Origin of the sequence: Pseudomonas sp. GM74 (assembly GCF_000282455.1) — a bacterium.
Classification (GTDB): domain Bacteria; phylum Pseudomonadota; class Gammaproteobacteria; order Pseudomonadales; family Pseudomonadaceae; genus Aquipseudomonas.
Genome location: NZ_AKJG01000099.1, coordinates 15745 through 38847, shown reverse-complemented (window position 1 = coordinate 38847; position 23103 = coordinate 15745). Strand labels below are relative to the sequence as shown.

Annotated in this window: 27 protein-coding genes; 5 read left to right on the top strand and 22 right to left on the bottom strand. The window is 60.5% G+C overall.

All coding sequences use genetic code 11. The features are described from left to right. Positions 1-180: 180 nt before the first annotated feature. From PMI34_RS08995 to PMI34_RS09010, 5 genes are all read right to left on the bottom strand, one after another. Positions 181-684: a DUF4142 domain-containing protein gene (locus tag PMI34_RS08995; RefSeq protein ID WP_008051842.1), complete on the bottom strand. Its 504-nt coding sequence runs from the start codon at positions 682-684 to the stop codon at positions 181-183. A 72-nt stretch (positions 685-756) separates the two neighbouring features. Beyond that, entirely contained in the window at positions 757-915 is a 159-nt protein-coding gene (locus tag PMI34_RS28330; RefSeq protein ID WP_008051840.1) for a general stress protein, read from the bottom strand. 118 nt (positions 916-1033) lie between these two features. Next, positions 1034-2380, bottom strand: coding sequence for a sensor domain-containing protein (locus PMI34_RS09000; RefSeq protein ID WP_008051839.1), 1347 nt, complete (start codon positions 2378-2380; stop codon positions 1034-1036). A 79-nt stretch (positions 2381-2459) separates the two neighbouring features. Further along, positions 2460-3098 (bottom strand): LysE family translocator, encoded by a 639-nt coding sequence (locus tag PMI34_RS09005; RefSeq protein ID WP_008051838.1) that lies wholly within the window; start codon positions 3096-3098, stop codon positions 2460-2462. An 87-nt stretch (positions 3099-3185) separates the two neighbouring features. Then, positions 3186-4094: a LysR family transcriptional regulator gene (locus tag PMI34_RS09010; protein WP_008051835.1), complete on the bottom strand. Its 909-nt coding sequence runs from the start codon at positions 4092-4094 to the stop codon at positions 3186-3188. A gap of 77 nt (positions 4095-4171) precedes the next feature. Here PMI34_RS09010 and PMI34_RS09015 point away from each other — a divergent pair, with 77 nt between their 5' ends. Next, on the top strand, positions 4172-4660 hold the full coding sequence (locus tag PMI34_RS09015; protein ID WP_008051834.1) for a DMT family transporter: 489 nt from the start codon (positions 4172-4174) through the stop codon (positions 4658-4660). Positions 4661-4787: 127 nt separating this feature from the next. Here PMI34_RS09015 and PMI34_RS09020 read toward each other — a convergent pair whose 3' ends face one another. From PMI34_RS09020 to PMI34_RS09035, 4 genes are all read right to left on the bottom strand, one after another. After that, positions 4788-6119: an MFS transporter gene (locus PMI34_RS09020; protein ID WP_008051831.1), complete on the bottom strand. Its 1332-nt coding sequence runs from the start codon at positions 6117-6119 to the stop codon at positions 4788-4790. A gap of 86 nt (positions 6120-6205) precedes the next feature. Beyond that, complete coding sequence (locus tag PMI34_RS09025) at positions 6206-7132, bottom strand: hydroxymethylglutaryl-CoA lyase (RefSeq protein ID WP_008051830.1); 927 nt, start codon at positions 7130-7132, stop codon at positions 6206-6208. Further along, complete coding sequence (locus tag PMI34_RS09030) at positions 7129-8322, bottom strand: CaiB/BaiF CoA transferase family protein (RefSeq protein WP_008051829.1); 1194 nt, start codon at positions 8320-8322, stop codon at positions 7129-7131. Before PMI34_RS09030 ends, PMI34_RS09025 begins: the two co-directional genes overlap by 4 nt. Before the next feature lie 242 nt (positions 8323-8564). Beyond that, a complete protein-coding gene (locus PMI34_RS09035) occupies positions 8565-9467 on the bottom strand; it encodes a LysR family transcriptional regulator (protein ID WP_008051828.1) in 903 nt (300 codons plus the stop codon). Between the two features lie 131 nt (positions 9468-9598). Here PMI34_RS09035 and PMI34_RS09040 point away from each other — a divergent pair, with 131 nt between their 5' ends. Next, on the top strand, positions 9599-10618 hold the full coding sequence (locus PMI34_RS09040; protein WP_008051826.1) for a DUF4917 family protein: 1020 nt from the start codon (positions 9599-9601) through the stop codon (positions 10616-10618). Between the two features lie 75 nt (positions 10619-10693). On the opposite strand, the gene PMI34_RS09045 is transcribed toward PMI34_RS09040, so the two are convergent. The 3 genes from PMI34_RS09045 to PMI34_RS09055 form a co-directional block, all read right to left on the bottom strand. Continuing rightward, complete coding sequence (locus PMI34_RS09045) at positions 10694-11038, bottom strand: YegP family protein (protein WP_008051824.1); 345 nt, start codon at positions 11036-11038, stop codon at positions 10694-10696. Between the two features lie 163 nt (positions 11039-11201). Next, positions 11202-11507 carry a ribbon-helix-helix domain-containing protein gene (locus PMI34_RS09050; protein WP_008051823.1) on the bottom strand — a complete coding sequence of 102 codons (306 nt, stop codon included), beginning with the start codon at positions 11505-11507 and terminating at the stop codon, positions 11202-11204. A 14-nt stretch (positions 11508-11521) separates the two neighbouring features. Then, a complete protein-coding gene (locus PMI34_RS09055; protein WP_008051822.1) occupies positions 11522-12103 on the bottom strand; it encodes a DJ-1/PfpI family protein in 582 nt (193 codons plus the stop codon). Between the two features lie 343 nt (positions 12104-12446). Here PMI34_RS09055 and PMI34_RS09060 point away from each other — a divergent pair, with 343 nt between their 5' ends. After that, positions 12447-13421, top strand: coding sequence for a DMT family transporter (locus PMI34_RS09060; protein WP_008051821.1), 975 nt, complete (start codon positions 12447-12449; stop codon positions 13419-13421). On the opposite strand, the gene PMI34_RS09065 is transcribed toward PMI34_RS09060, so the two are convergent. The 3 genes from PMI34_RS09065 to PMI34_RS09075 form a co-directional block, all read right to left on the bottom strand. After that, positions 13412-14626: a class I SAM-dependent methyltransferase gene (locus PMI34_RS09065; protein ID WP_008051820.1), complete on the bottom strand. Its 1215-nt coding sequence runs from the start codon at positions 14624-14626 to the stop codon at positions 13412-13414. The two genes, PMI34_RS09060 and PMI34_RS09065, sit on opposite strands and share 10 nt — an antisense overlap. 133 nt (positions 14627-14759) lie before the next feature. Beyond that, on the bottom strand, positions 14760-15122 hold the full coding sequence (locus PMI34_RS09070; protein WP_008051818.1) for a hypothetical protein: 363 nt from the start codon (positions 15120-15122) through the stop codon (positions 14760-14762). A gap of 2 nt (positions 15123-15124) precedes the next feature. Further along, the gene (locus PMI34_RS09075) at positions 15125-15403 is read right to left on the bottom strand and encodes an ogr/Delta-like zinc finger family protein (protein ID WP_008051817.1); all 279 of its coding nucleotides are present in this window, start codon (positions 15401-15403) and stop codon (positions 15125-15127) included. 300 nt (positions 15404-15703) lie between these two features. Between PMI34_RS09075 and PMI34_RS0127420 the strand changes: the two genes are divergently transcribed. Beyond that, positions 15704-16132: a helix-turn-helix domain-containing protein gene (locus PMI34_RS0127420; protein WP_050562106.1), complete on the top strand. Its 429-nt coding sequence runs from the start codon at positions 15704-15706 to the stop codon at positions 16130-16132. 16 nt (positions 16133-16148) lie between these two features. Here PMI34_RS0127420 and PMI34_RS09080 read toward each other — a convergent pair whose 3' ends face one another. The 6 genes from PMI34_RS09080 to PMI34_RS09105 form a co-directional block, all read right to left on the bottom strand. Next, complete coding sequence (locus PMI34_RS09080) at positions 16149-16430, bottom strand: phage holin family protein (RefSeq protein WP_008051815.1); 282 nt, start codon at positions 16428-16430, stop codon at positions 16149-16151. Next, entirely contained in the window at positions 16430-16786 is a 357-nt protein-coding gene (locus PMI34_RS09085; RefSeq protein ID WP_008051813.1) for a putative holin, read from the bottom strand. The genes PMI34_RS09080 and PMI34_RS09085 overlap by 1 nt, the downstream gene beginning before the upstream one ends. Further along, positions 16783-17076: a helix-turn-helix transcriptional regulator gene (locus PMI34_RS09090; RefSeq protein WP_008051812.1), complete on the bottom strand. Its 294-nt coding sequence runs from the start codon at positions 17074-17076 to the stop codon at positions 16783-16785. The genes PMI34_RS09085 and PMI34_RS09090 overlap by 4 nt, the downstream gene beginning before the upstream one ends. A 131-nt stretch (positions 17077-17207) precedes the next feature. Next, positions 17208-17825, bottom strand: a complete 618-nt coding sequence (locus PMI34_RS09095; protein WP_008051810.1) for a TPM domain-containing protein — start codon at positions 17823-17825, stop codon at positions 17208-17210. A 28-nt stretch (positions 17826-17853) separates the two neighbouring features. After that, positions 17854-18606 (bottom strand): TPM domain-containing protein, encoded by a 753-nt coding sequence (locus PMI34_RS09100; protein WP_008051808.1) that lies wholly within the window; start codon positions 18604-18606, stop codon positions 17854-17856. A 37-nt stretch (positions 18607-18643) separates the two neighbouring features. Then, positions 18644-19249: a LemA family protein gene (locus PMI34_RS09105; RefSeq protein ID WP_008051807.1), complete on the bottom strand. Its 606-nt coding sequence runs from the start codon at positions 19247-19249 to the stop codon at positions 18644-18646. A gap of 263 nt (positions 19250-19512) precedes the next feature. Between PMI34_RS09105 and bglX the strand changes: the two genes are divergently transcribed. Beyond that, complete coding sequence (gene bglX, locus PMI34_RS09110) at positions 19513-21804, top strand: beta-glucosidase BglX (protein ID WP_008051806.1); 2292 nt, start codon at positions 19513-19515, stop codon at positions 21802-21804. 140 nt (positions 21805-21944) lie between these two features. Here bglX and PMI34_RS09115 read toward each other — a convergent pair whose 3' ends face one another. Then, complete coding sequence (locus PMI34_RS09115) at positions 21945-23102, bottom strand: phospholipase D-like domain-containing protein (protein ID WP_008051805.1); 1158 nt, start codon at positions 23100-23102, stop codon at positions 21945-21947. Between the last annotated feature and the right edge of the window lies 1 nt (position 23103).

The following is a 23103-nucleotide window of genomic DNA, read 5'->3' as shown; positions in this document are numbered from 1 at the left end:
CAGCCGAACGCAGCCTCGCGGGCTCGGCAGCTGCTACAAAGGGTGTCGTGGCTGAAATTGCTTAACTGACTGGCATCAGGCGTGATTAGCCGTTTTTTTATTACAGGCCGCTGGATCATTGCTGAAAAGAAAAACGGCGCGTGATCAAAGCCCCGCGCCGTTTGTGTTCAATCCTTTCGCTCAACTTTTAGCCTGCAACGCCTTGGCCATTTGCAGATGATTTTGCAATTTAGGCAGGGTTTCTTCGGCGAACGCCTTGATCTGCGGTACGTCGGTGGTCTGTGCTTCCTGCTGCAGCTGATCGATGGCTTCCTGGGTGGTCTTCACCTGACTGGCGGTATAGGCCTCGTCGTAGGTCGCCCCGTCCATGACTTGTGGCATCAGGGCCTTGGCCTTTTCGACAATTTCTTCGCGTGGGGCCACCGGCAAATCCAGTTGCCTGGCGATTTTCGCCAGGTGCTGGTTCGCGGTAGTGCGGTCGTTGATGACGACGATGGTGTAATCCTTGACCTCTCTGGATTCGGACTTCTGGTGCGCCAGTCGGCTGGCTTCGATATCCGCCATGCCTTTGGCCGAGGCCTCGTCGATGAATTCGGCGAGCGACTGGGCAAAGGCACTGCTGGCAAACAGGCCCAGTAACGTGGCAAAACTGGCATTACATAATCGGGTGGCCATCCGGTTCATGGTCGCGCCCTCCTCTTTAAATTCAAACGGGAGCTTTCGCCCCCGCCTCTCAATCAAAACCACCTGCATCCTTTAACGGGATTTCTGACCGCCCTTGCGACCCATGTCGGGTTTCGTCGGGTCTTTATCGACGGTCGTGGAAGTGGTTTTCCCACCCTTGCGACCGGCTTCAGAGGCCTTCGTTCGATCGTTGGCGAAGTTCCCTGAGTTCGAGTTTCTGGAATTAGGCATGATTCTCTTCCTCTTGGTGGTAGTCGCGGCGAGCGTACGCCCGCATAGAATCTGAATTTGCGCGCCCAAAAAGGTTTAGAAAATTACGTGGAAACTACGACGAACGGTGCCCGGGTTTTCAGACCGGTCGCAGGTGATGCTCGCGCTTGGCGCAGTACATCGCCTCGTCGGCATGCCGGAACAATTGCTTCTCTTCGGTGCCGTGATCGGGGTATCGGGCGACGCCGATACTTGGCTGGATGTTCAGGCTGTGCCCGTCCAGTCGCAGGGGCTGGGCCAGGACCTGACGGACTTTCTCGACCACGATGTCGGTATCGTCTGCCGCGTGAATGCTGTGCAGCAACACCACGAACTCATCACCGCCGATGCGGGCCACGGTGTCGGTTTCCCGCACACAGCCCTTGAGCCGGTTGGCCACCGCTTGCAGCAGCATGTCGCCGACCGCGTGGCCATGGGTGTCGTTGACTTGCTTGAAGCGGTCGAGGTCGACGTACAACAGCGCCATGCGTCCGCCGTCCTCGCGGGCCGCTCGCATCGATGCCTTGAGCCGTTCACGCAGCAGCTCGCGGTTGGGTAACTGGGTCAGTTGGTCGTACTGGGCCATGTGTTGCAGGCGGGCGTGCAATTGCTTGCGCTCGATGGCGGTCGCGACCTGAGCGCAGACGTATTGCAGCAGTTCCTTGTCTTGCTCGGTGTAACGCTCGCCGCCCGGAATGCTTTTGACGATCAACGCGCCGATGGTGCCGTTTTGCGAGTTTAGCGGCACACCCAGCCAACAGGGTGCGTTCTGCTCGTCCTGCAGCATTTCGAAGCCTGCAGGAGGTGGGCACTGGTCCGGGGTCAACAGAATCGGCAGGCCCGTGCGAATCACCTCGACGCACAGGCGCCCGGTCATGGTTCCGGGCTGTTCGGGCTGTGGCTCGTGGTCATCGACGTGATAAGGGAAATTCAGCTGAGCGCAGTGCTCGTCATACAGCGCCACGGAAAAATTCAGTGCCGGCAGCCATTCGCCGATGATCATGTGGATGCGTTTGAACAACGCCAGCAGATCCTCTGCCGCATGGGCCGCCTCGGAAATCGCATACAACGCTGCCTGCCGGGATTCGGCCTGCTTGCGTTCGGTGATGTCGCGAGCAACCGCGATGCGCAACTGATCGTCCTCGGACCAGCGTGCCGACCAGAGGATGTGCACCACACTGCCATCCTTGCGCAGGTACCGGTTTTCGAAGTTGAGCTTGGGTTCGCCGCCCATGATTTCCCGGGCGGCGTCGAGGGTGCGCTGACGATCGCCCGGGTGCACCATGTCGATCATCGCCTCGCCGATCATCTCATCGGCTCTGTAGCCGAAAATGCGCTCGCACGCCGCGCTGACAAAGACAAAGCGGCCCTGTTTATCCACCGCACAGACGGCGTCCAGCAACAGATCGATATAGCTCACCAGCGGCGCGGAATTCCGGTTTTCCATGGTTCAGCGTGGGTGTCCCGATAATGCAGCGCTCAACAATCATCCCTGCCCTTTCAGTCTTGCATCCTTGTGATCACATTCATGCCTTGTTCGGCATCAGCCCCGGCAACGCATGTACCAGCGCGTTGATGGCGAAACCGATGAACATCACCCCGCACAACCGGGTGATTGCCAGTTCATGACGCTGGTACAAGTTGCGCACCCGCCGCGCACCGACAACGCCAATGAGAATAGCGTAGGCGAGCAACCCGCCGACGAAACTCAGGGCGATCAGCGCCGGCAGCATTGACCAGTTGAGCAGTTCCGCGCGGCTCGACAGCAGTGCCGTGAACGTCGCCACCGCCACCGGATAGGCCTTGGGGTTGGTCAGGCCAAACAGAATGCCGTGCCAGAACGGCTGCCGCGCCGGGCCCTGCGGCTCACCGGCACTGCTGCGTCGGGCGCGCACCGCACGCCAGCCGAGCCAGAACAGGTACAGGCCGCTGAGCACTCCGAGCACGTCGAACGCGGTACTGCCGATCTCCCGCGCACCGACAATCGCGATCAGCGCCGTGCTGCACCAGACCACATCGCCGAGCAAATGCCCCCCCAGAAACCCCGCCCCGGCCCGCCGCCCATGGGCTGCGCCAATGCCGAACACCGCCAGCACCCCCGGCCCCGGGGTAATACCGTAGATAAAACCCGAGGCAAGCACGGCCATTAGCAACGATGGGGTCATGGGGAATCCTTTTGAACTGCCTGGTGAATGGTGGCCAGTCTATATCAGGTCTTAAGCTGTCGACTGCCTGATCGCGACAGAAACTCTTCAACGCTGGGTCCCCTCCCCAATCCTCTGATTCAACCAATTCAACGCCTGATCCCCACCCCGCCGCTTGTGCCACACCAAAACAAAGGTGAACGACGGAATCTGAAACGGTGGTGGCACGACGATCAATGTCGACTCATCGATGTCGCGCAAGGCCCGGGACGCGACGGTGAGAATCAGGTCGGTGCCGCTGATGAGCTGCGGGGCCACGCTCCAGTGCGGCAGGCTGACGGCAACACGTCGGCGTTCACGCAAGGCCGTCAGCGCCCGCTCGATTTCCGGGGTGCCGCTGCCGCGCATCTCCAGCAGCACATGGGGCCGAGCCAGGTAGGCAGGCAGATCGAGGACACCATCGGCGGGCAGGCTGTTGCGGTCCACCAGGCAGGCATAGTGCTCTTCGAACAGCGGTGTGCTGCGCAATTCGTTGGGCATTTCCGGGAATACCCCGACGGCGACATCAATATCACCGTTGAGTACCCCTTCGAGCATGCTTTCGCGGCTGCCGTGGCTGATTTGCAGGTCGATACCCAGCGCTTCGCGGCGCAAGGTTCGGATCAGTCCCGGCAGGACAATCGCGGCGCCGTAGTCGGACATCGCCAGGCGGAAGGTCCGCCGGGTGGTCGCGGGATCGAAAGCGTTCGGCGCCAGCAACGCTTGCACCTGGGCCAGGGCTTCGGCCAGCGGCGCCACCAGTTCCAGCGCTCGCGCAGTCGCTACAAGGCCGGCACCGGCGCGCACCAGCAGCGGATCGCCAAGCAGGTCACGCAATCGCGCCAGCGCATGACTGACCGCTGGCTGGCTCAAGTGCAGACGCTCGGCCGCCCGGGTCACGTGTTGCTCGCAGAGCAAGGCGTCGAGGATTACCAGCAAATTGAGGTCGATGCGTCGTAGATCATTCATCTGCTGCATGTTCTGGATAACAAATCGGAATTTAAATCTGCGCGACGAATACCCTAGAGTCCAGCAAAACCTGTTGGAGATCGATCATGAGTACGTTGCATTGGGCCGGTCTGATGGGGTTGGCGATGATCGCCGGGGCGGTGGTACCGTTTCAGAGCGCGATCAACGTCAACCTCGGGCGCGGGTTGGGCCATCCGTTGTGGGCGACGCTCGCCTCGTTGCTGGTGAGCGTTATCGTGCTGTTGCCGATCATCGTGGCGATGCGCTTGCCGTTGCCGTCACTGGCATTCATCAGCAAGGCGCCGCTTTGGATATGGGCCGGTGGCGCTTTTGGGGTGATTTTTATTTCCCTGGCATTGGTGCTGCTGCCCAAGCTGGGTGCCGCGGGGTTCATGGCATTGGCGCTGGCGGGGCAAGTGGTGGCGTCGTTGTTGCTGGATCACTTCGGCTGGTTTGGGTTGCTGGAGCGACAGGTTACCTTGCCGAAGGTGTTTGGGGTGGTGCTGTTGATGGCCGGGGTGGTGTTGATTCAATTTTTTGATGCACCGGCCAAGGGGTTGGCGACGGCGGGTTGAGGGGACAACCGACGGTACGCTGGTGTTTTCCAGTCAGCCTTCGCGAGCAAGCCCGTTCCACAGGAAGTACGCGGTCCTTGTGGGAGCGGGCTTGCTCGCGAAAGCGGTCTGTCTGGCAAAGTAGATTTCAGGCCTTGTCGAGGGTGCGCAACTTCTGCGGCAACCCCCACAGCAACAGCGCCACCGCAATCAGCGCACACACACCAATGACATACAGCGCCGGCGTAGTGCTGCCGGTCAGGTCCTTGATCCGGCCGACCATCACCGGGCTGACGATGCCGCCGAACTGGCCCAGGGTGTTGATCACCGCGATCCCGCCGGCAGCGCCCGCGCCGGCACCGGCCAGCAGTTTCGGTGGCAGGGTCCAGAAGCTCGGGATGGAGGCGATGATCCCGGCACCGAGCAGGCCCAACGCGACAATCAGGAAGGTCGTGTGACTGGCGAAGATCCCCGCGCTGAAGAACCCGACCGCACCAACCGCCACCAGACCGGCGACAAACTTGCGTCGCTCGCCAGTAGCATCGGACAGGCGTCCGATCACCACCATGCTGATGGCACCGCAGATATAAGGGATGGCTGTCAGCAAGCCGATCATCACCGGGCTTTCAGTACCGGCGCTGCGGATCAGTTGCGGCGCCCAGAAATTCAAGCCGTAAGACGCCACCTGGATCAGGAAGTAGATCAGGCCCAAGGTCAGAAAGCCCGGAATCCGCAGCGCAGCGAGCAGCGAGCCACCGCTCTTGTGCGGCTCATGCTGGGCGATGCGGCTTGCCAGCAGGGTCTTCTCCGAGGACGTCAGCCAATGGGCGTCTTCGATGCGGTCCTTGAGCAAAGTCAGAACCAGCAAACCGAGGCCGATACACGGCACGCCACCGAGCAGGAACAGCCAGTGCCAGCCACGCATTTGCAGCACGCCATCGAGGTGTTGCAGCACCAGGCCCGAGAACGGCGCGCCCACCAGGCCGGCGAACGCCGATGCAAGGAACAGCATTGAGGTGATGCGCCCGCGATAGTGCTGCGGAAACCACAACGTCAGGTAATACAGCACGCCCGGGGCGAAACCCGCCTCCATCGCACCAATCACGAAGCGCAGCACGTAGAACTGCCATTCGCTGTTGACGAACACCATGGCCGCCGTGGCCAGGCCCCAGGACATCATGATCCGGGCGATCCAGCGCCGGGCGCCGACCTTGTACAGCATCATGTTGCTCGGCACTTCGAAAATCACATAGCCGACCACGAACAACCCGGCGCCCAGGCCATAAGCGGTATCGCTCAGGCTCAGGTCGGCCTGTAGCTGAAACTTGGCGAAGCTGATGTTGATGCGGTCGAAAAAAGCGAACAGGTAGCAAACCATGATCAGCGGCATCAGCCGCCAGGCGACTTTGCTGACCAGGGCTTTTTCTTCGTCGTGGCTAACGGCCGGGCTCGCGCCGGCCTCCAGTGCATTAAGGCTCATTGCGTTTCTCCAGGCGGACTTCCCGTGGGTGTCCGATTGTTTTTGTTATCTGGTTGAGGTGCTTTTTACTGTGGGTGCGGGTGGGGTCAGGAAGGTACGGGGTGCAGGTCGCAATTACGCCCTGCCTTGGCCAATTGGCCCGGCACTTCATGGCCGAGCAGCGCCGGAAGTCCTCGGGACAGTTTCAGCAGCAGCGGCAAATCGATACCGGTGTGGATGCCGATTTCATCGCACAGGTTCACCAGATCCTCGGTGCAGATGTTTCCCGACGCTCCCGGCGCAAACGGGCAGCCGCCAAGGCCGCCGAGGGCTGCGTCGAAACGTCGGGCACCGGCCTCGTAGGCGGCCAGCACGTTGCACAGGCCAAGGCCGCGGGTGTTGTGAAAGTGCAGGGTCAGGTCCGCCGGCGACACCCGTTGCAGCACCCGGCGCACCAGCTGCTCGACCTGACGCGGATTGGCCATGCCAGTGGTGTCGGCCAAGGTGACGCCCTGGATGCCGAGCTCCTGATAGACCTCGACGATTTGCAGTACGCGGTCCTCATCGATCGTGCCCTCGAACGGGCAGCCGAAGGTGGTGGCGATGCTGCCATTGAGTCGCACGGGGCTTTCGCCGACGTACTGCACAATCTCGCCGAACGCGGCCAACGAATCTTCACAGCGCATGCGCATGTTCGCCAGGTTGTGGGTCTGGCTGGCGGACATCACCAGGTTCAGCTCATCGGCGCTGCACGCCAGTGCCCGCTGCGCGCCCTTCAGGTTGGGAATCAGCGCGACGTAGATCACCCCCGGCTGCCGGGTGATGCCCTTGAACACCAGCTCGCCATCGCGCAGCGCCGGAATGGCCTTGGGCGACACGAACGAACCGGCTTCGATGCGGCTGAATCCGGCCTGCGACAATTGATCGATCAGGGCAATCTTGTCGTCGGTTTCAACCCAGGTCGGCTCGATTTGCAAACCGTCCCGCGGGGACACTTCCTGCACGATAAGGCTGTCGGAATAATCGGTGATCATTGCACCACTCCTTCGACTTTCAGGCGTTCGATGTCCGTCGCGGTCAGGCCCAACTGCGCGAGGATGCCATCGGTGTGCTGGCCCAGCCCGGGACCGGACCAGTTCACGCCGCCAGGTGTCTCGGAGAGTTTTGGCACGATGCCCGGCATCTTCACCGTGGCGCCACCGGGCAGCTCGGCATTGAGCAGCATGTCCCGCGCCTGGTAGTGCGGATCGGCGACGATGTCGGCCACCGAGTAAATGCGCCCGGCCGGGACTTCGGCGGCTTCCAGCGCGGCCAGTACCTCGTCGATGGGCAGGCTGCTGGTCCAGTGGGTGATGGCGGCGTCGAGCAGGCTGCTCTTGGCTGCACGCCCGTCGTTGTGGGCGAATTCCGCTGCCTCGGCCAGATCGGCGCGGCCGATGGTTTGCATCAGACGCTTGTAGATCGGATCGCTGTTGCCGGCAATCACCACATAGGCGCCATCGGCCGTCAGGTAAGTATTGGACGGCGCGATGCCCGGCAAGGCGCCGCCGCTGCGTTCACGCACATGGCCAAGCATGTCGTATTCCGGCACCAGGCTTTCCATGACGTTGAACACGCTTTCGGCCAGGGACACATCGACGATCTGCCCACCGCCCTGCCCGGTCTTGACCCTTAGCAACGACATCAGCGCGCCGATCACCGCGTGCAGCGACGCCAGGGAATCGCCAAGGCTCACACCGACCCGCGCCGGTGGCGAACCGGGGGTGCCGGTGGTGTAGCGGATGCCGCCCATGGCTTCGCCGATGGCACCGAAACCCGGACGATCGCGGTACGGACCGGTCTGGCCGTAACCGGAAATCCGCACCAGCGTCAGGTTGGGATTGAGCGCGTGCAACACGTCCCAACCCAGGCCGAGTTTTTCCAGGGCGCCGGGGCGCAGGTTCTCGATCAGCACATCGGCGCTGGTCGCCAGTTGCTTGACCAGCTCAATGCCTTCGGGGGATTTGAGGTTCAGCGCCAGGGACTTCTTGTTGCGCGATTGCAGGTACCACCACAGCGAGGTGCCTTCATGCAGCTTGCGCCATTTGCGCAGGGGATCGCCCTGGCCCATGGCTTCGATCTTGATCACCTCGGCGCCGAACTCGGCCAGCATGCGCGCCGCAAACGGCGCGGCGATCAGCGTGCCGATCTCGATCACTTTGATCGCACTCAAGGGGGCAGTCATCGCGGGGTACCTCTTGTTCTTGGAATATGGGCCAAGACTAGAGGAGCGGTGTCTGAGGAATCCAACCTTCAGTTGGCAACGGGCGTTCGCGAAATGCGAACGCCCGGGGAGATTACTGTGACCTCATGGCCGCCTTCGCGAGCAAGCCCGCTCCCACAGGGATTTTCAGCGCTACACAGATCCAGTGTGGGAGCGGGCTTGCTCGCGATGAGGCCGGCACAGTCAGCGAAGAACTTTCAGGTTCAACCCCGCAAATGCTCAAACAACATCCGGCTCACCGGCGACAGCAACGCCTCATCGCGCACCACCAGAATCAACGCCCGGTCCGACCATTCGTCCGTCAACGGCACCGCGTGCAAACCCAGTGCCCGGCCAAACAATTCAAAGGCGCGCTGCGGAAGGATGCCGATACCCATGTTGGCCTGGACCATGCGGCACATCGCATCAAACCCCGGCACATGAATACGAACCCGCAGCACCTTGCCGGCTTCGCGGGCCGCTGCGTGGGTACGCATGTTGATCGAACTGGCGGCATGCAAGCCAACGTAATCACTGCCCAGCGTATCGGCGAACGCCACGCCCGACCGGCTCGCCAATGGATGGTGCGGGGGCATCAACACCACCAGTTTGTCCTGGCGATACAGCACGCTGTGCAGGCCCTTGATATCGCTGTCGATGGAACAGATCCCGAGGTCGGCCACCCCGTCGAGCACGCCCTGAATCACCCCGGCGCTGGGGCGCTCTTCGAGGTCGGTCTTGACTTGTGGGTGACGTTCGGAAAAATCCCGCAGGTCCTCGGGCAAAAACTGAATGATCGCCGACAGGTTGGCGAGCATCCGCACATAACCGCGCACACCGTGGCTGTGTTCCCCCAGTTCAAGTCCCATTTTCTCGACGTTGAACAACATCTGCCGGGCATGGTGCAGCAGGGTTTCACCGGCAGGCGTCAGGGACATGCCCTTGGCCTGGCGCACGAACAGACTGATGCCCAGCGCCTCCTCCAGCTCCATCAAGCGCTTGCTCGCCGCCGAGACGGCAATCGCTTCGCGCGAGGCGGCACGGGTCAGCGTGCCCTCTTCATGCACGGCGACGAACAGTTGCAGAGTGATCAGGTCGAGACGGCGGATCAGGCTTTTTTGCAGCATCGGGTACTCGGCGAAGTCGGCTCAGGCGAAGTCGCAGCATAGCGTTCTTCGCCCGCGTCGTGCCGTGGTCCGGGCACCGGTCGTGATAAAGTCGCCGCCCACAGACCTTTTGCCGTGAGACGAAGACCGCAATGACCGATTTCCAGGATGTCGATGCTCAACTTGAAGACTGGAACGCCTTGCGCAGCACCGCTTCGTTCAGTGGTTTGCTGGTGGGTAACGGTGCCAGTCGCGCGGTGTGGGACGATTTCGGCTACGAGTCGCTGTTCGAAAACGCCCGCACCGTTGAAGAAAAACCCCTGAGCCCGTCCGAGCTGAGCGTGTTCGATGCCATGCAGACCCGCAGTTTCGAGCAGGTACTGAGCGCCTTGAAAACCACCAGCCGGGTCAACAAGGCCCTGGCCGTCAGCTCCGCCGCCCCGCGCAATCGCTACTACGCGATCAAGGAAGCGCTGATCAATACCGTGCATGCGGTGCATATCCCGTGGCGGCTGGTGGTGCCTTCGACGCTGGTTACCATCAATCAGGAACTGGCCAGTTACCGGACTGTGTTCACCACCAATTACGACTTGCTCAACTACTGGGCGGTGCAACACCAGCCGGAGGCGATCACCGATCTGTTCCAGGGCGCCGAGCCCGGTTTCGACCTGAGCGACACGGCCACCGATAAAACCCGGTTGCTGTACCTGCACGGCGGTCTGCATCTGGTGCGCAACCAGGACGGAACGGCGCGCAAGCTGATGTCGACCGAGGGCACGTTGCTGGGCAATTTCGCCATCAACAACACGATCAAGACCCTCGACGACGTGCCGCTGTTCGTCAACGAAGGGTCGAGTGCGGACAAGCTCAAGACCATCCGCAGTTCGGACTACCTGTCGTTCTGCTACGAGCAATTACTCGGTCACGGCCAGGCGCTGTGCATCTTCGGCCATGCGCTGGGACAGCAGGACAGCCACATCATCCATGCCTTGCGCCTGGCAAAACCTCAGGTGGTGGCGATCTCGATTTACCCGCGCAGCAAGGCATTCATCCAGCACCAGAAGCGGCATTACGCGAAGGTGTTCGAGGGGACGGGCGTGGAGTTGCGGTTTTTTGATTCGAAGAGTCATGCGCTGGGTGGCCCCAAGTTATCGGTTCCAGTCGAAGTTTAGTACTGGCCGATCTGACGCTTTCGCGAGCAAGTCGAATCGTCGCACCGCCGCTCCCACAGGGGATGTGTGTTGATCTCAAAGCACCGGCAACGTCTTGTCCTTGACCACCTTGGACGAGCCGTTGGCCTTCACACTGGCAATGCCTTTCTCCATGGCGGCATCTGAGGAATAAGCCTCGCTGCTACCGATGATCTCGTGGTTGCCGGCCTTGAGGTTGAAATACGGGTGGCCATCCTTGGTGGTTTTCTTCTCGTAACGCTCATCCAGCTGGCTGTTGGACTGGACCGAGGCAATGCCTTTGTCGGCGGCGGCGTGGGTGGTGTACAGCTCGCTGGTCAGAATGGTCTCGGCGTTGGCCGCCTTGAGGACAAACCTGAACTGACCATTGCTGCTTTTGCTCACTTCGTACCATCCGGACATGCTGTTTCTCCTTGGCGATTGAGAGGTTGTGCGCTTCACAGTAAAGACCAAGCCGGGATTTCTGTCGCCTGTACGGCCCCTTCGCGGGCAAGCCCGCTCCCACAGGTTCAGCGTAATCCCTGTGGGAGCGGGCTTGCCCGCGAAGGGGTCGACGCAGTTTTGACTACTTCACCACTGCCCGCACCACCGACAACTCCGGCGCCGACGTGCGCCGCTGGCTCAGATACCGGGTACAACTCACCCGCAGGAACGAAGCGAAATTGACCACCTCGCCGCGGTAGTCCATCACCTCTTCATACAGCTTGGCGATCAACTGATTGGTAGTCATGCCGTCGACCTCGGCGATTTCGCTGAGGATGTCCCAGAACTGATTCTCCAGCCGCAGGGTGGTGACCACCCCGCAGATGCGTAGCGAGCGGGAGCGCGATTCGTACAGTATCGGGTCGGCTTTGACGTACAACTCGCACATGGACATGTCCCTCGTTACAGCGTGATTTTGGTACCCAGCAACCCCAGGAAACCGGCCAGCCAGTTCGGGTGCGCAGGCCAGGCCGGAGCCGTGGCCAGATTGCCCTGGACATGGCCGTCCGTCACCGGAATATCGATATAGGTACCGCCAGCCAGACGCACCTCCGGAGCGCAGGCCGGATAAGCGCTGCATTCGCGACCTTCGAGAACACCCGCTGCCGCCAGCAACTGCGCGCCATGGCACACAGCAGCGATCGGCTTGCCGGCCTTGTCGAATGCACGCACCAGCTCCAGGACTTTTTCGTTCAGGCGCAGGTACTCAGGCGCGCGGCCGCCCGGAATCAACACGGCGTCATAATCGGCGGCGTTGACCTTGGCGAAATCGAAGTTCAAGGCAAACAGGTGACCGGGTTTTTCACTGTAGGTCTGGTCGCCTTCAAAGTCATGGATCGCTGTGCGCACGGTCTGGCCGGCAGCCTTGTCCGGGCAGACGGCATGCACCGTGTGGCCGACCATCAGCAGCGCCTGGAACGGCACCATCACTTCATAGTCTTCGACGTAATCACCGACCAGCATCAGAATTTTTTTAGCAGCCATGGGGAGGACTCCTCTGGAAAATGCGTGGGCATGCAGGAGTATTCAAGGTAGTCCTTATCCGGCGGGTCGGGTAACAACCGGCTACTACGAACACACGACCCCCGTAGGAGCTGCCGAAGGCTGCGATCTTTTGATCTTGATCTTGATCTTGATCTTCAGTGATCTGTTTAGCAGCGAATTTAAAAGCAAGATCAAAAGATCGCAGCCTTCGGCAGCTCCTACGCGTTGCTCGCATTACTCGCAACTGTACGGATAAGTCTGTGCCTAGCTGTAACAGCGGTTTACCCCGGCTTTATGGCTAGATAAAGGCCTCTTCCCCCCCCCCAAGACTCTGGTTGCCATCATGTCCTCGCGCGAAAACACCGGCATGGCCCTGGGCCTGCTCGGCGTTGTGATCTTCAGCCTCACCCTGCCCTTCACGCGGATCGTCGTGCAGGAACTCCACCCACTGCTCAACGGCTTGGGCCGGGCACTGTTTGCGGCGGTTCCGGCGGCGTTGCTGTTGCTGTGGAACCGGGAAAAATGGCCGACCTGGAAGCAGGTCAAAGGCCTGACGCTGGTGATGGCCGGGGTGATCCTCGGTTTCCCGGTATTGTCGGCCTGGGCCATGCAAACCTTGCCGGCATCCCACGGTGCGCTGGTCAACGGCTTGCAGCCGCTGTGCGTGGCGCTGTACGCCGCGTGGTTGTCCCATGAGCGGCCATCGAAAGCCTTCTGGGCCTGCGCCGCATTGGGCAGTGCGTTGGTGCTCGGTTATGCACTGATCAGCGGTGCCGGCAGCATTCAGGCCGGTGACTTGCTGATGCTTGGCGCCATTGCAGTGGGCGGATTGGGCTATGCCGAGGGAGGCCGACTGGCCAGGGAGATGGGTGGCTGGCAGGTGATCTGCTGGGCGCTGGTGCTGTCGACACCGGTGCTGATTGGGCCGGTGGTGTATCTGGCACTACAACATCAAGGCGAGATTTCCGCCAAGACCTGGTGGGCCTTCGGTTATGTCTCGCTGTTTTCGCAATTCATCGGCTTCTTCGCCTGGTACGCCGGGCTGGCCATGGGGGGCATTGCCCGGGTCAGCCAGATCCAGTTGCTGCAGATCTTCTTCACCATCGCCTTCTCGGCGCTGTTCTTCGGTGAACATGTGGAGCCGATTACCTGGCTGTTTGCGGGCGGGGTCATCGTGACGGTGATGCTGGGCCGCAAGACCGCAGTCAAACCCAGTGTGGGAGCGGGCTTGCTCGCGAATACGGCCCCACATTCAACACCGATATCGACTGACCCGACACCTTCGCGAGCAAGCCCGCTCCCACAGAATCAGAGGTAGCCGTCGGAGCGCAACAGGGTTTCCAGGCAATGCTCGCTGATGTGATAGAAATCCTTCAGCTCCTGAATCTTCGCCAGCAACTGGGCCGGGTCCACCGGCTCGGCGCGTTTGACCGCCAGGATCATCTTGTTCTTGTTGGTGTGGTCCAGCGAAATGAACTCGAACACCTTGGTCTCGTAGCCGCAGGCCTCAAGGAACAACGCGCGCAAACTGTCGGTGACCATCTCGGCCTGCTGGCCCAGGTGCAAGCCGTATTGCAGCATCGGCTTGAGCAGCGCCGGGCTCTGGATTTGCAGGCGGATCTGTTTGTGGCAGCACGGCGAGCACATGATGATCGAAGCACCGGAACGGATGCCGGTGTGGATCGCATAGTCAGTGGCGATATCGCAGGCATGCAGGGCGATCATCACGTCCAGCTCGCTCGGCGCCACGCTGCGCACATCACCGCACTTGAACACCAGGCCGGGGTGTTCAAGCCTGGCGGCGGCGGTGTTGCACAGGGTGACCATGTCTTCACGCAGTTCGACGCCGGTCACCTCGCCTTCGGCCTTCAAGGTGTTGCGCAGGTAATCGTGGATGGCGAAGGTCAGGTAGCCCTTGCCCGATCCGAAGTCCGCCACACGCACCGGCTTGTCCAGCGCCAGGGGGGACGAGGTCAGCGCATGGCTGAACACTTCGATGAACTTGTTGATCTGCTTCCACTTGCGCGACATCGCCGGGATCAGTTCATGCTGCTTGTTGGTCACACCCAGGTCGGCGAGAAACGGCCGGCTCAGGTCAAGAAAACGGTTTTTCTCACGGTTGTGCTCGGCCGAAGGCACTTCGCGCAATTGCTGAGGCTGGCTCTTGAACAGCGATGATTTGCCCTTTTTGCTGTATTCGAGCTGGGCTTCGTCGGTCAACGACAACAAATGCGCATTTTTGAACGATGCCGGCAGCAGCCCGGCAATGTTCGCCACACCTTCGACAAGCGGCAGGTTCTTGGTGATATCGCGGGTCTTGTAGCGGTAGACAAAAGACAGGCAAGGCTGCGCCTTGACAGTCACGGGCTTGATGATGATCCGCTGCAGGTCCGTTTCATCGCCCACGTACTTGGCCAGCACCAGTTTGATGAACGCGTTGTGCTCGAGACTGGCTTGCAGCAGGTCGATGAACTGGGCGTGATGATCCGGCACGAGGCTGGCGGGAGTGGCGGTGACGGACATGGAAAAGCGGCCTCGGCAATACGAATCGGGGGGATGCCGGGTATTTTAGGGGGGACGAGGGTTTTGGGCACGGGGTAATTTTACGCCAGGTCCCGTTCCCGCCAATCGGGACCTGAATCCAACCGTCGCTACCTCAGGGCCCCACCAGCCGAAGTTTGCGATTGGTCGGCGAATTAATGACGAACTTGACGATCAACCCTACCGGCACCGCCCACGTCAGACCGTTGGCCGGATCAGTGACCACGGCGACAGTTTCGGAACTTGCATCCAGATCCAGACGCCGGCGATCGTTGCTGGATTTGAGCAATCCGTACGCGTGGCCGACCAGCCGCTCCGCCTGGTGCATCGGCATATCCAGACTCTGCAAATGCCTCACCGCACGGCAGAACAGCACTTGATCATCAATTACACCCTCGCCCTCATGACGGGCCAGAAACGCCTGCGCCAAGGTCAATAGCTCCTCATTCAATTGGGCCTGTTCACCAACCTCCTTCATGCTCAAGACTCCTGTTGCACTTGCACCGCCGGAGCACTCTCGGCGACAGGCCGCGCGGCGCGGCGCAAGTCAGGTCCGGCGCACGGCAGGTGCACGGCCGGATTGGGCATGCCACTGGGGGAAAGCTCATGGGTCATTTCGAACTCGGCCCGCACCGACCAGCCACAGGCCTCCGACGTACATTGCAGGTACGCCACCCGCAGGAAAATATGCCGTCCTTCGCTGGTACGTATGCGCATCCGGCTCAAGCAGTGCGGGCACACCATCTTGTAAGTACTCATACTTGCTTCCCTTGGGCTATCCGGTGGTAATCGAATTGATCAAACGCAATACTGCTTGAAACACAATTCGTAAAAGACCGGTGCTGCAAATAACGTCCGCCAGACAAAAGGAAGTGCAACGGGCGGACACGTAATAGATACGAGGCAAGCTCGTAGGAAATCACCCTGATACCATTAGGAAGTTTCGACATCGTATTCTTCTGATTCACTGTTGATGATTGATTACTTACAAGAAAAAAAGTACTCATTACGCATACGTTAAGCACTCAAAAAGCATATGTCAAAAGGAAGAGGCTCAAATTGCGTAGCAAAAAATCACAAGCTGTTTTGGCTCGCCTGAAACAGATTACGGGCACAAAAACTGACGCATCCTTGTCTTCTGCGTTACAGATCAGCCCGCAGACACTTAGTAGCTGGAAAGGCCGCGACAGCACGCCATACTCATTATGCGTAGATATTGCACAGGCTCGTGGTATCTCCCTCGACTGGTTGCTGCTGGGCGAGGGGCCGATGCTGCGGCAAACGCCTCTAAACGCCCCTGCAAATGTTGCGCAAACGGCAACAACGCAGGAAAGCACCATCCTTTCGCTGTGGCGATTGCTAGATGAGAATGACCGCTGCGCAATACAAAACGCATTGGAGGAAAAGCGTCGCCTGCGGGATCTGGAAACGCAACTTTCGGAAATGGCCGCTATCCTGGCAACACTTGGATACTCGAACAAAACCTGACTTGAAGTCCGACGTTTCAATGCTTGAAGGCATGCCACAAAACAATAATGTTGCCATTACTGCGAACAATCATTACGCATGAAAAAACACTCACCACTGCATGCCATGGGCTCACCGGCAGGAATGCCAGCAATACATCGATGCCGGCAAGGCAAAACACTGCGCCACACAAACTGATCAATATCCTGTCGCACCAGTTGTAATGTTGTTCGTCGCGCTGGTAACACGCCAGCCTGAACGCACTGATCAGGTGAGCCACGCTCGTCACCCACACCAGAGTCGCCATCTCAAAGGTCATTACCCTCGCCCTCTGAGATGACGAAGGATGTCACCGAGGCCAGCGCCATCGATCCACTGCATGAGCTTGATGCTGATGGGAATAACCAGCAACGCGCACAGAAAAGCAGTCACACCGGCTGTCAGAAAAGGCGCCAGTGGCCGGGCGACCGGGGCAAACAGGTAACCGACACCCGCAGACAACAGCCAGGAGCCGATACGTTGCCAGGCCTTGAAGTTGGCGCGAGTGGTAGTGACCAGCCACGCGCCAAGCGTCGCACCGAACAGGACTTCTCCATCGATAACCGGCAACGTCGCAATACCCAACCCCACCATGAGCCCGCTGATACTGTTGTAGGTCGAATCAGTCAGGCTCATGGATTATCTCGCGACTGCGATGGCTCAACAGTGATGGCCCCCAACTCCAACGCCTTTAAAACGGCAGCGTTACGAGATCTGACGGCAAACTTGCGGCGAATATTGGAGAAGTGGAAGTTGATGGTGGATTCCGAGCAACTCTGAATCCTGGCGATTTCCCAGGTCGTTTTGCCTTTGAAGCACCACTCCAGGGCCTGCGTCTCTTTCGCTGTCAGTTGCACCGGCGAAGCAAGCATTGCGCTACCGGGGAAATCCTCCACTGAGATATTCAGCGATTGTTGCGTTTTCATTAAAACTCCCTCTACACAGAACGCCCATCGCAGGGCGTGCATCATGTGAGAGATGTTGAAGACAAGCTCCCCGGCGGACAACGCTTGGGAACTGTATCGCAGCGCACTACAAAAGCAGATGAAGCCCCGGCTTAACCCAGCACCACCAGACGATTGGGCAGTTCGTTGCGCACATGGGTCACCGGCACATGCACCTTGAGCAACTCTCCACAGGCCTCGACGCAACTGACAAAGCCCTGCAGCGTCTGCCCCTGTTTAACCTGCTGGGTGAACGTCGCGACGATCGCGTCCCAGTTCTTGTTGTCCAGGCGACTGGAAATCCCTTCATCCACCAGGATCTCCACATAACGCTCGGCCTCGGATACGAAAATAAGCACGCCGGTGCTGCCCTCGGTGTGGTGCAGGTTCTGCTCCAGGAACTGCCGGCGCGCCAGGTTCGAGGCGCGCCAGTGGCGCACCGAGCGCGGGATCAGATGGGTGGTGACTTTCGGCAGGCGGAACACCAGGCACAGCACGATGAAGATGGCCCATTGCACCAGCAGCAGACTGTGCAGGGTCAGCCAACCGGTGAAGTAATGCACGATGCCCGGTACCAGCAGCGCCAGCAGGCTGGCCCACAGCAACGGGATGTACGCATAGTCGTCGGCGCGGGCCGCGAGCACGGTCACCAGTTCGGCGTCAGTATCGCGCTCGACCCGGGCAATGGCCTCGGCCACCTTGCGTTGTTCGTGTTCAGTCAGTAATGCCATGTCGTGAAGTGCCTGCTCGTTTTTATTATCACCAGCCGCCGGACGAACCGCCTCCGCCGAAACTGCCCCCGCCGCCGCTGAAGCCTCCCCCTCCACCGCCGCCAAATCCACCACCGCCAAAGCCGCCCCCGGATCCACCGGAGCCGCCCCGGCCCGCGGGAAGGATACCGAGCATCTGGCACACAAAAACAGTCAGGATGAGCAACATCACCAAAAACACGAACAAACCGGGATGCCGCGCGATGAAATCGTCCCCCGGATCGCCTCTGGAGTCATACGCCGTGGAGGGTTCGTCCAGGGGGTTGCCGCCCAGCACCACCAGCATCGCCGCCACGCCGTCACTGATGCCTTTACTGAAATTGCCGGTCTTGAATGCCGGGGTGATGACCTGGTTGATGATCACCGAACTCTGGGCATCGGTCAGGCGGTCCTCCAGGCCGTAACCGACTTCGATGCGCAGCCGGCGCTCGTCCCGGGCGATGATCAGCAAGGCGCCGTTGTTCTTGTCCTTCTGCCCGATGCCCCAGTGGCGGCCGAGCTGGTAACCGAAATCGGCGATGTCGGTGCCTTGCAAATCCGGCAACGTCACGACCACAAGCTGTTCGCCGGTGGCTTGCTCATGGGCCTGAAGTTGTTGGCTGAGCTGCTGGCGCACCGATGGCTCGATCATTTGAGCATTGTCGACCACCCGCCCGGTCAGCGCCGGGAAGCTCAGTTCGGCCCGGGCAGCGATCGCCACCACCCATAACATCAGCAACAGGCCTGTTTTCAAGGCGCCCATGGACAACCTCTTGCGTGGTGACGCCGATGAGCGCTTTTCAGAATTTGACCTCGGGGGCTTTTTCCGAACCCGGCGTGGCTTCGAAGGTCTCACGCATCGGCAGGTCGCTGTACATCACGGTGTGCCACAGGCGACCGGGGAACGTGCGGATCTCGGTGTTGTACTTCTGCACCGCGAGGATGAAATCGCGCCGGGCCACGCTGATGCGGTTCTCGGTGCCTTCAAGCTGCGATTGCAGGGCGAGGAAGTTCTGATTGGCCTTCAAGTCCGGATAACGTTCGGAGACCACCATCAAACGGCTCAAGGCACCGCTGAGCTGGTCCTGGGCCTGTTGGTACTGCTTGAGCTTTTCCGGGTCATCCAGGGTCGAGGCATCCACCTGGATCGACGTGGCCTTGGCCCGGGCCTCGATGACGGCGGTCAGGGTTTCCTGCTCGTGGGCCGCATAGCCCTTGACGGTTTCCACCAGGTTGGGAATCAGGTCGGCGCGCCGCTGATACTGGTTCTGCACCTGGCCCCAGGCGGCCTTGGCCTGTTCGTCCAGGGTGGGGATGTTGTTGATGCCGCAGGCGGTCAGCAACGTGGCCAGCATCAGCAGCGTGACGACCTGCAAACGCGAGCGGTAGGTTGGACTTACATTCATCAGGGTGATGCTCCCTTGTGCATTTCATGAAAAAACCGGCCGTGAAACCTTCTGGACCGGCTCTTGGGGCATAATCGCCCGCGCCTCTGGATTGCAACGGGCCGATGGGCTAAAAAGAGGCCCTGCGCGAAAACGCATCCGCCATCTGGCTGTGGTTTTTTGGCTCTGGTCTTTTGAGCCGGCACCCGAACAACAATAGACGCTCCCTAAATTTTGGCTGGCCGGCGTGTGCATCGCCGTTTGGGCCCTTGAGAAAACTATTCATGAAGAAGCTGTGTTTGCTGGGCCTGTTCGTCAGCCTGGCCAGTCATAACGTATTGGCCGCCACGACGCCCGCACCCCTGGAGAACAAGGAAGCCTTCGTCAGCAACCTGATGAAGCAAATGACCCTCGATGAAAAAATCGGCCAGCTGCGCCTGATCAGCATCGGCCCGGAAATGCCGCGCGAAATGATCCGCAAGGAAATCGCGGCAGGTAATATCGGTGGTACGTTCAACTCGATCACCCGCCCGGAAAACCGGCCGATGCAGGACGCGGCCATGCGCAGCCGTCTGAAGATCCCGATGTTCTTCGCCTACGACGTGATCCACGGCCACCGCACCATTTTCCCGATCCCCCTGGCCCTGGCCTCGAGCTGGGACATGGATGCCATTGGCCTGTCCGGGCGCATTGCCGCCAAGGAAGCCGCCGCTGACAGCCTCGACATCACCTTCGCGCCGATGGTCGACATCTCCCGCGATCCGCGCTGGGGCCGTACTTCCGAAGGCTTCGGCGAAGACACCTACCTGGTGTCGCGCATTGCCGGCGTGATGGTCAAGGCGTTCCAGGGTACTGGCGCGAACGCCGCCGACAGCATCATGGCCAGCGTCAAGCACTTCGCCCTGTACGGCGCGGTCGAGGGTGGCCGCGACTACAACATAGTCGACATGAGTCCGGTCAAGATGTACCAGGACTACCTGCCGCCGTACCGCGCCGCCATCGATGCCGGCGCTGGCGGGGTCATGGTCGCGCTGAACTCGATCAACGGCGTACCGGCCACCGCCAACACCTGGCTGATGAACGACCTGCTGCGCAAGGAGTGGGGCTTCAAGGGTCTGGCCGTCAGCGACCACGGGGCGATTTTCGAGCTGATCAAGCACGGCGTTGCCGCCGACGGTCGCGAAGCGGCGAAGCTGGCGATCAAGGCCGGCATCCACATGAGCATGAACGACACCCTGTACGGCAAAGAGCTGCCAGGGCTGCTGAAGGCCGGCGAGATCCAGCAGAGCGACATCGACAACGCCGTGCGTGCGGTGCTCGGCGCCAAGTACGACATGGGCCTGTTCAAGGACCCGTACCTGCGCATCGGCAAGGCCGAGGACGATCCGGTCGACACCTACGCCGACAGCCGCCTGCACCGCGCCGAGGCCCGTGATGTGGCACGCCGCAGCCAGGTGCTGCTGAAAAACCGCAACGAAACCCTGCCACTGAAGAAGACCGCGAAAATCGCCCTGGTCGGTCCGCTGGCCAAGGCGCCTATCGACATGATGGGCAGCTGGGCAGCCGCCGGTCGCCCTGCTCAATCGGTGACCCTGTTCGACGGCATGAGCAACGCCCTGGGCAGCAAATCGACACTGATCTACGCCCGCGGCGCCAACATCACCAGCGACCCGAAAATCCTCGGTTACCTGAACTTCCTCAACTTCGACGCCCCGGAAGTGGTGGATGACCCGCGACCGGCGAAGGTGCTGATCGACGAAGCGGTGAAAGCGGCCAAGGATGCCGATGTAGTGGTTGCCGCCGTCGGCGAATCCCGTGGCATGTCCCACGAATCGTCGAGTCGTACCGACCTGAACATCCCGGAAAACCAGCGCGAGCTGATCCGTGCCCTGAAGGCCACCGGCAAACCGCTGGTACTGGTGTTGATGAACGGCCGTCCACTGACGATCCTCGAAGAGAAGGAACAGGCTGACGCGATCCTCGAAACCTGGTTCACCGGCACCGAGGGCGGCAACGCCATCGCCGACGTGCTGTTCGGCGACTACAACCCGTCGGGCAAACTGCCGATCAGCATCCCGCGTTCGGTAGGCCAGATTCCGACCTACTACAACCACCTGACCATTGGCCGGCCGTTCACTCCGGGCAAGCCAGGCAACTACACCTCGCAGTACTTCGATGACACCACAGGTCCCCTGTACCCGTTCGGTTACGGCCTGAGCTATACCGAATTCAACCTGAGCGACATGGCGCTGTCGTCGACCACGCTGAACAAGACCGGCAAGCTCGACGCCAGCGTCACGGTGAAAAACACCGGCAAGCGCGACGGCGAAACCGTGGTGCAGTTGTACATCCAGGACGTGGCAGGCTCGATGATCCGCCCGATCAAGGAACTGAAGAACTTCCAGAAAGTGATGATCAAGGCCGGCGAACAGAAAGTCGTGCACTTCACCATTACCGAGGACGACCTGAAGTTCTACAACACCCAGCTCAAGTACGCGGCGGAACCGGGCAAGTTCAACGTGCAGATCGGCCTGGATTCACAGGACGTGACGCAGCAGAGTTTTGAGTTGCTGTAATCCCGAGACACCGCAACAACCCTGTGGGAGCGAGCTTGCTCGCGATAGCGGCCTGACAGTCAACAGCGATGTTGAATGTTGAGCCCTCATCGCGAGCAAGCTCGCTCCCACAGTGGTTTTCAGTGTTCAAAAGATTGGTATCAACCCCTCCGATCCAGCAGATTCACCACCACCCGATCCACCCATCCCCACACCCGCTGCTTGACTCGCCGCCACAATGGCCGGCGTTGCCACTCCTCCAGGCTGACTTGCTCACTCAACCCGAAGTCCCGTTCGAAACTCGCCGCCACCGAGCGGGTCAATCCGGGGTCCAGGGCTTCCAGGTTGGCTTCCAGGTTGAAGCGCAGGTTCCAGTGATCGAAATTGCACGATCCGATGCTCACCCAGTCATCGATCAGGACCATTTTCAGGTGCAGGAAGCACGGCCGGTATTCGAAAATCTTCACCCCCGCCTTGAGCAGTCGCGGGTAGTAACGATGCCCGGCATAGCGCACGGACGGGTGATCGGTACGGGGCCCGGTCAGCAACAACCGCACTTCGACGCCCCGGGCAGCTGCCCGGCGCAGGGAGCGGCGGACTTTCCAGGTCGGCAAAAAGTACGGCGTGGCTAGCCAGATCCGTCGTTGACCGCTGTTCAGGGCACGCACCAGCGATTGCAAAATGTCCCGGTGTTGGCGGGCGTCGGCATAGGCCACCCGGCCCATGCCCTCGCCTATGGACGGCACCCGTGGCAGGCGCGGCAGACCGAAATGCGAGGCCGGTCGCCAGGCACGTCGATGGCGGTTGGCAATCCACTGACGATCGAACAGCAGTTGCCAGTCGAGTACCAGCGGGCCGGTGATTTCCACCATCACTTCATGCCATTGGCTGACGTCTTCCCCCGGTGTCCAGAACTCGTCGGTGACACCGGTACCGCCGACCACGGCCATGCTCTGGTCTACCAGCAACAGTTTGCGATGATCGCGGTAGAAGTTGCCGACCCAGCGTCGCCAACTCAGGCGATTGTAGAAACGCAGTTCCACCCCGGCTGCCGTCAGCCGCTGACGCAAGGTCAGTGTGAAGGCGAGGCTGCCGTAATCATCGAACAGGCAGCGCACCCGCACCCCGCGTTCGGCGGCCTGAACCAATGCCTGGACCATGGCTTCGGCGCAGGCGCCCGCCTCCACCAGATACAGCTCCAGTTCGACCTGCTCTTCAGCCCGGGCAATCGCCACCAGCATGCGCGGAAAAAACTGCGGGCCATCGACCAGCAGTTCGAAGTGGTTGCCTTCACGCCACGGAAAAATCGCTCCGGCCATG

Coding starts and splice junctions, on each gene's coding strand:
- PMI34_RS09015 (WP_008051834.1), top strand. CDS start 4,172: ATGAGTACGTTGCATTGGGCCGGTCTGATGGGGTTGGCGATGATCGCC.
- PMI34_RS09040 (WP_008051826.1), top strand. CDS start 9,599: ATGACCGATTTCCAGGATGTCGATGCTCAACTTGAAGACTGGAACGCC.
- PMI34_RS09005 (WP_008051838.1), bottom strand. CDS start 3,098: ATGACCCCATCGTTGCTAATGGCCGTGCTTGCCTCGGGTTTTATCTAC.
- PMI34_RS09010 (WP_008051835.1), bottom strand. CDS start 4,094: ATGCAGCAGATGAATGATCTACGACGCATCGACCTCAATTTGCTGGTA.
- PMI34_RS09080 (WP_008051815.1), bottom strand. CDS start 16,430: ATGACCTTTGAGATGGCGACTCTGGTGTGGGTGACGAGCGTGGCTCAC.
- PMI34_RS09075 (WP_008051817.1), bottom strand. CDS start 15,403: ATGAGTACTTACAAGATGGTGTGCCCGCACTGCTTGAGCCGGATGCGC.
- bglX (WP_008051806.1), top strand. CDS start 19,513: ATGAAGAAGCTGTGTTTGCTGGGCCTGTTCGTCAGCCTGGCCAGTCAT.
- PMI34_RS09095 (WP_008051810.1), bottom strand. CDS start 17,825: ATGGCATTACTGACTGAACACGAACAACGCAAGGTGGCCGAGGCCATT.
- PMI34_RS09020 (WP_008051831.1), bottom strand. CDS start 6,119: ATGAGCCTTAATGCACTGGAGGCCGGCGCGAGCCCGGCCGTTAGCCAC.
- PMI34_RS09045 (WP_008051824.1), bottom strand. CDS start 11,038: ATGTCCGGATGGTACGAAGTGAGCAAAAGCAGCAATGGTCAGTTCAGG.
- PMI34_RS09100 (WP_008051808.1), bottom strand. CDS start 18,606: ATGGGCGCCTTGAAAACAGGCCTGTTGCTGATGTTATGGGTGGTGGCG.
- PMI34_RS09050 (WP_008051823.1), bottom strand. CDS start 11,507: ATGTGCGAGTTGTACGTCAAAGCCGACCCGATACTGTACGAATCGCGC.
- PMI34_RS09000 (WP_008051839.1), bottom strand. CDS start 2,380: ATGGAAAACCGGAATTCCGCGCCGCTGGTGAGCTATATCGATCTGTTG.
- PMI34_RS09070 (WP_008051818.1), bottom strand. CDS start 15,122: ATGAAGGAGGTTGGTGAACAGGCCCAATTGAATGAGGAGCTATTGACC.
- PMI34_RS09105 (WP_008051807.1), bottom strand. CDS start 19,249: ATGAATGTAAGTCCAACCTACCGCTCGCGTTTGCAGGTCGTCACGCTG.
- PMI34_RS09115 (WP_008051805.1), bottom strand. CDS start 23,102: ATGGCCGGAGCGATTTTTCCGTGGCGTGAAGGCAACCACTTCGAACTG.
- PMI34_RS09090 (WP_008051812.1), bottom strand. CDS start 17,076: ATGAAAACGCAACAATCGCTGAATATCTCAGTGGAGGATTTCCCCGGT.
- PMI34_RS08995 (WP_008051842.1), bottom strand. CDS start 684: ATGAACCGGATGGCCACCCGATTATGTAATGCCAGTTTTGCCACGTTA.
- PMI34_RS09035 (WP_008051828.1), bottom strand. CDS start 9,467: ATGCTGCAAAAAAGCCTGATCCGCCGTCTCGACCTGATCACTCTGCAA.
- PMI34_RS09030 (WP_008051829.1), bottom strand. CDS start 8,322: ATGACTGCCCCCTTGAGTGCGATCAAAGTGATCGAGATCGGCACGCTG.
- PMI34_RS09025 (WP_008051830.1), bottom strand. CDS start 7,132: ATGATCACCGATTATTCCGACAGCCTTATCGTGCAGGAAGTGTCCCCG.
- PMI34_RS09055 (WP_008051822.1), bottom strand. CDS start 12,103: ATGGCTGCTAAAAAAATTCTGATGCTGGTCGGTGATTACGTCGAAGAC.
- PMI34_RS09085 (WP_008051813.1), bottom strand. CDS start 16,786: ATGAGCCTGACTGATTCGACCTACAACAGTATCAGCGGGCTCATGGTG.
- PMI34_RS09065 (WP_008051820.1), bottom strand. CDS start 14,626: ATGTCCGTCACCGCCACTCCCGCCAGCCTCGTGCCGGATCATCACGCC.
- PMI34_RS28330 (WP_008051840.1), bottom strand. CDS start 915: ATGCCTAATTCCAGAAACTCGAACTCAGGGAACTTCGCCAACGATCGA.
- PMI34_RS09060 (WP_008051821.1), top strand. CDS start 12,447: ATGTCCTCGCGCGAAAACACCGGCATGGCCCTGGGCCTGCTCGGCGTT.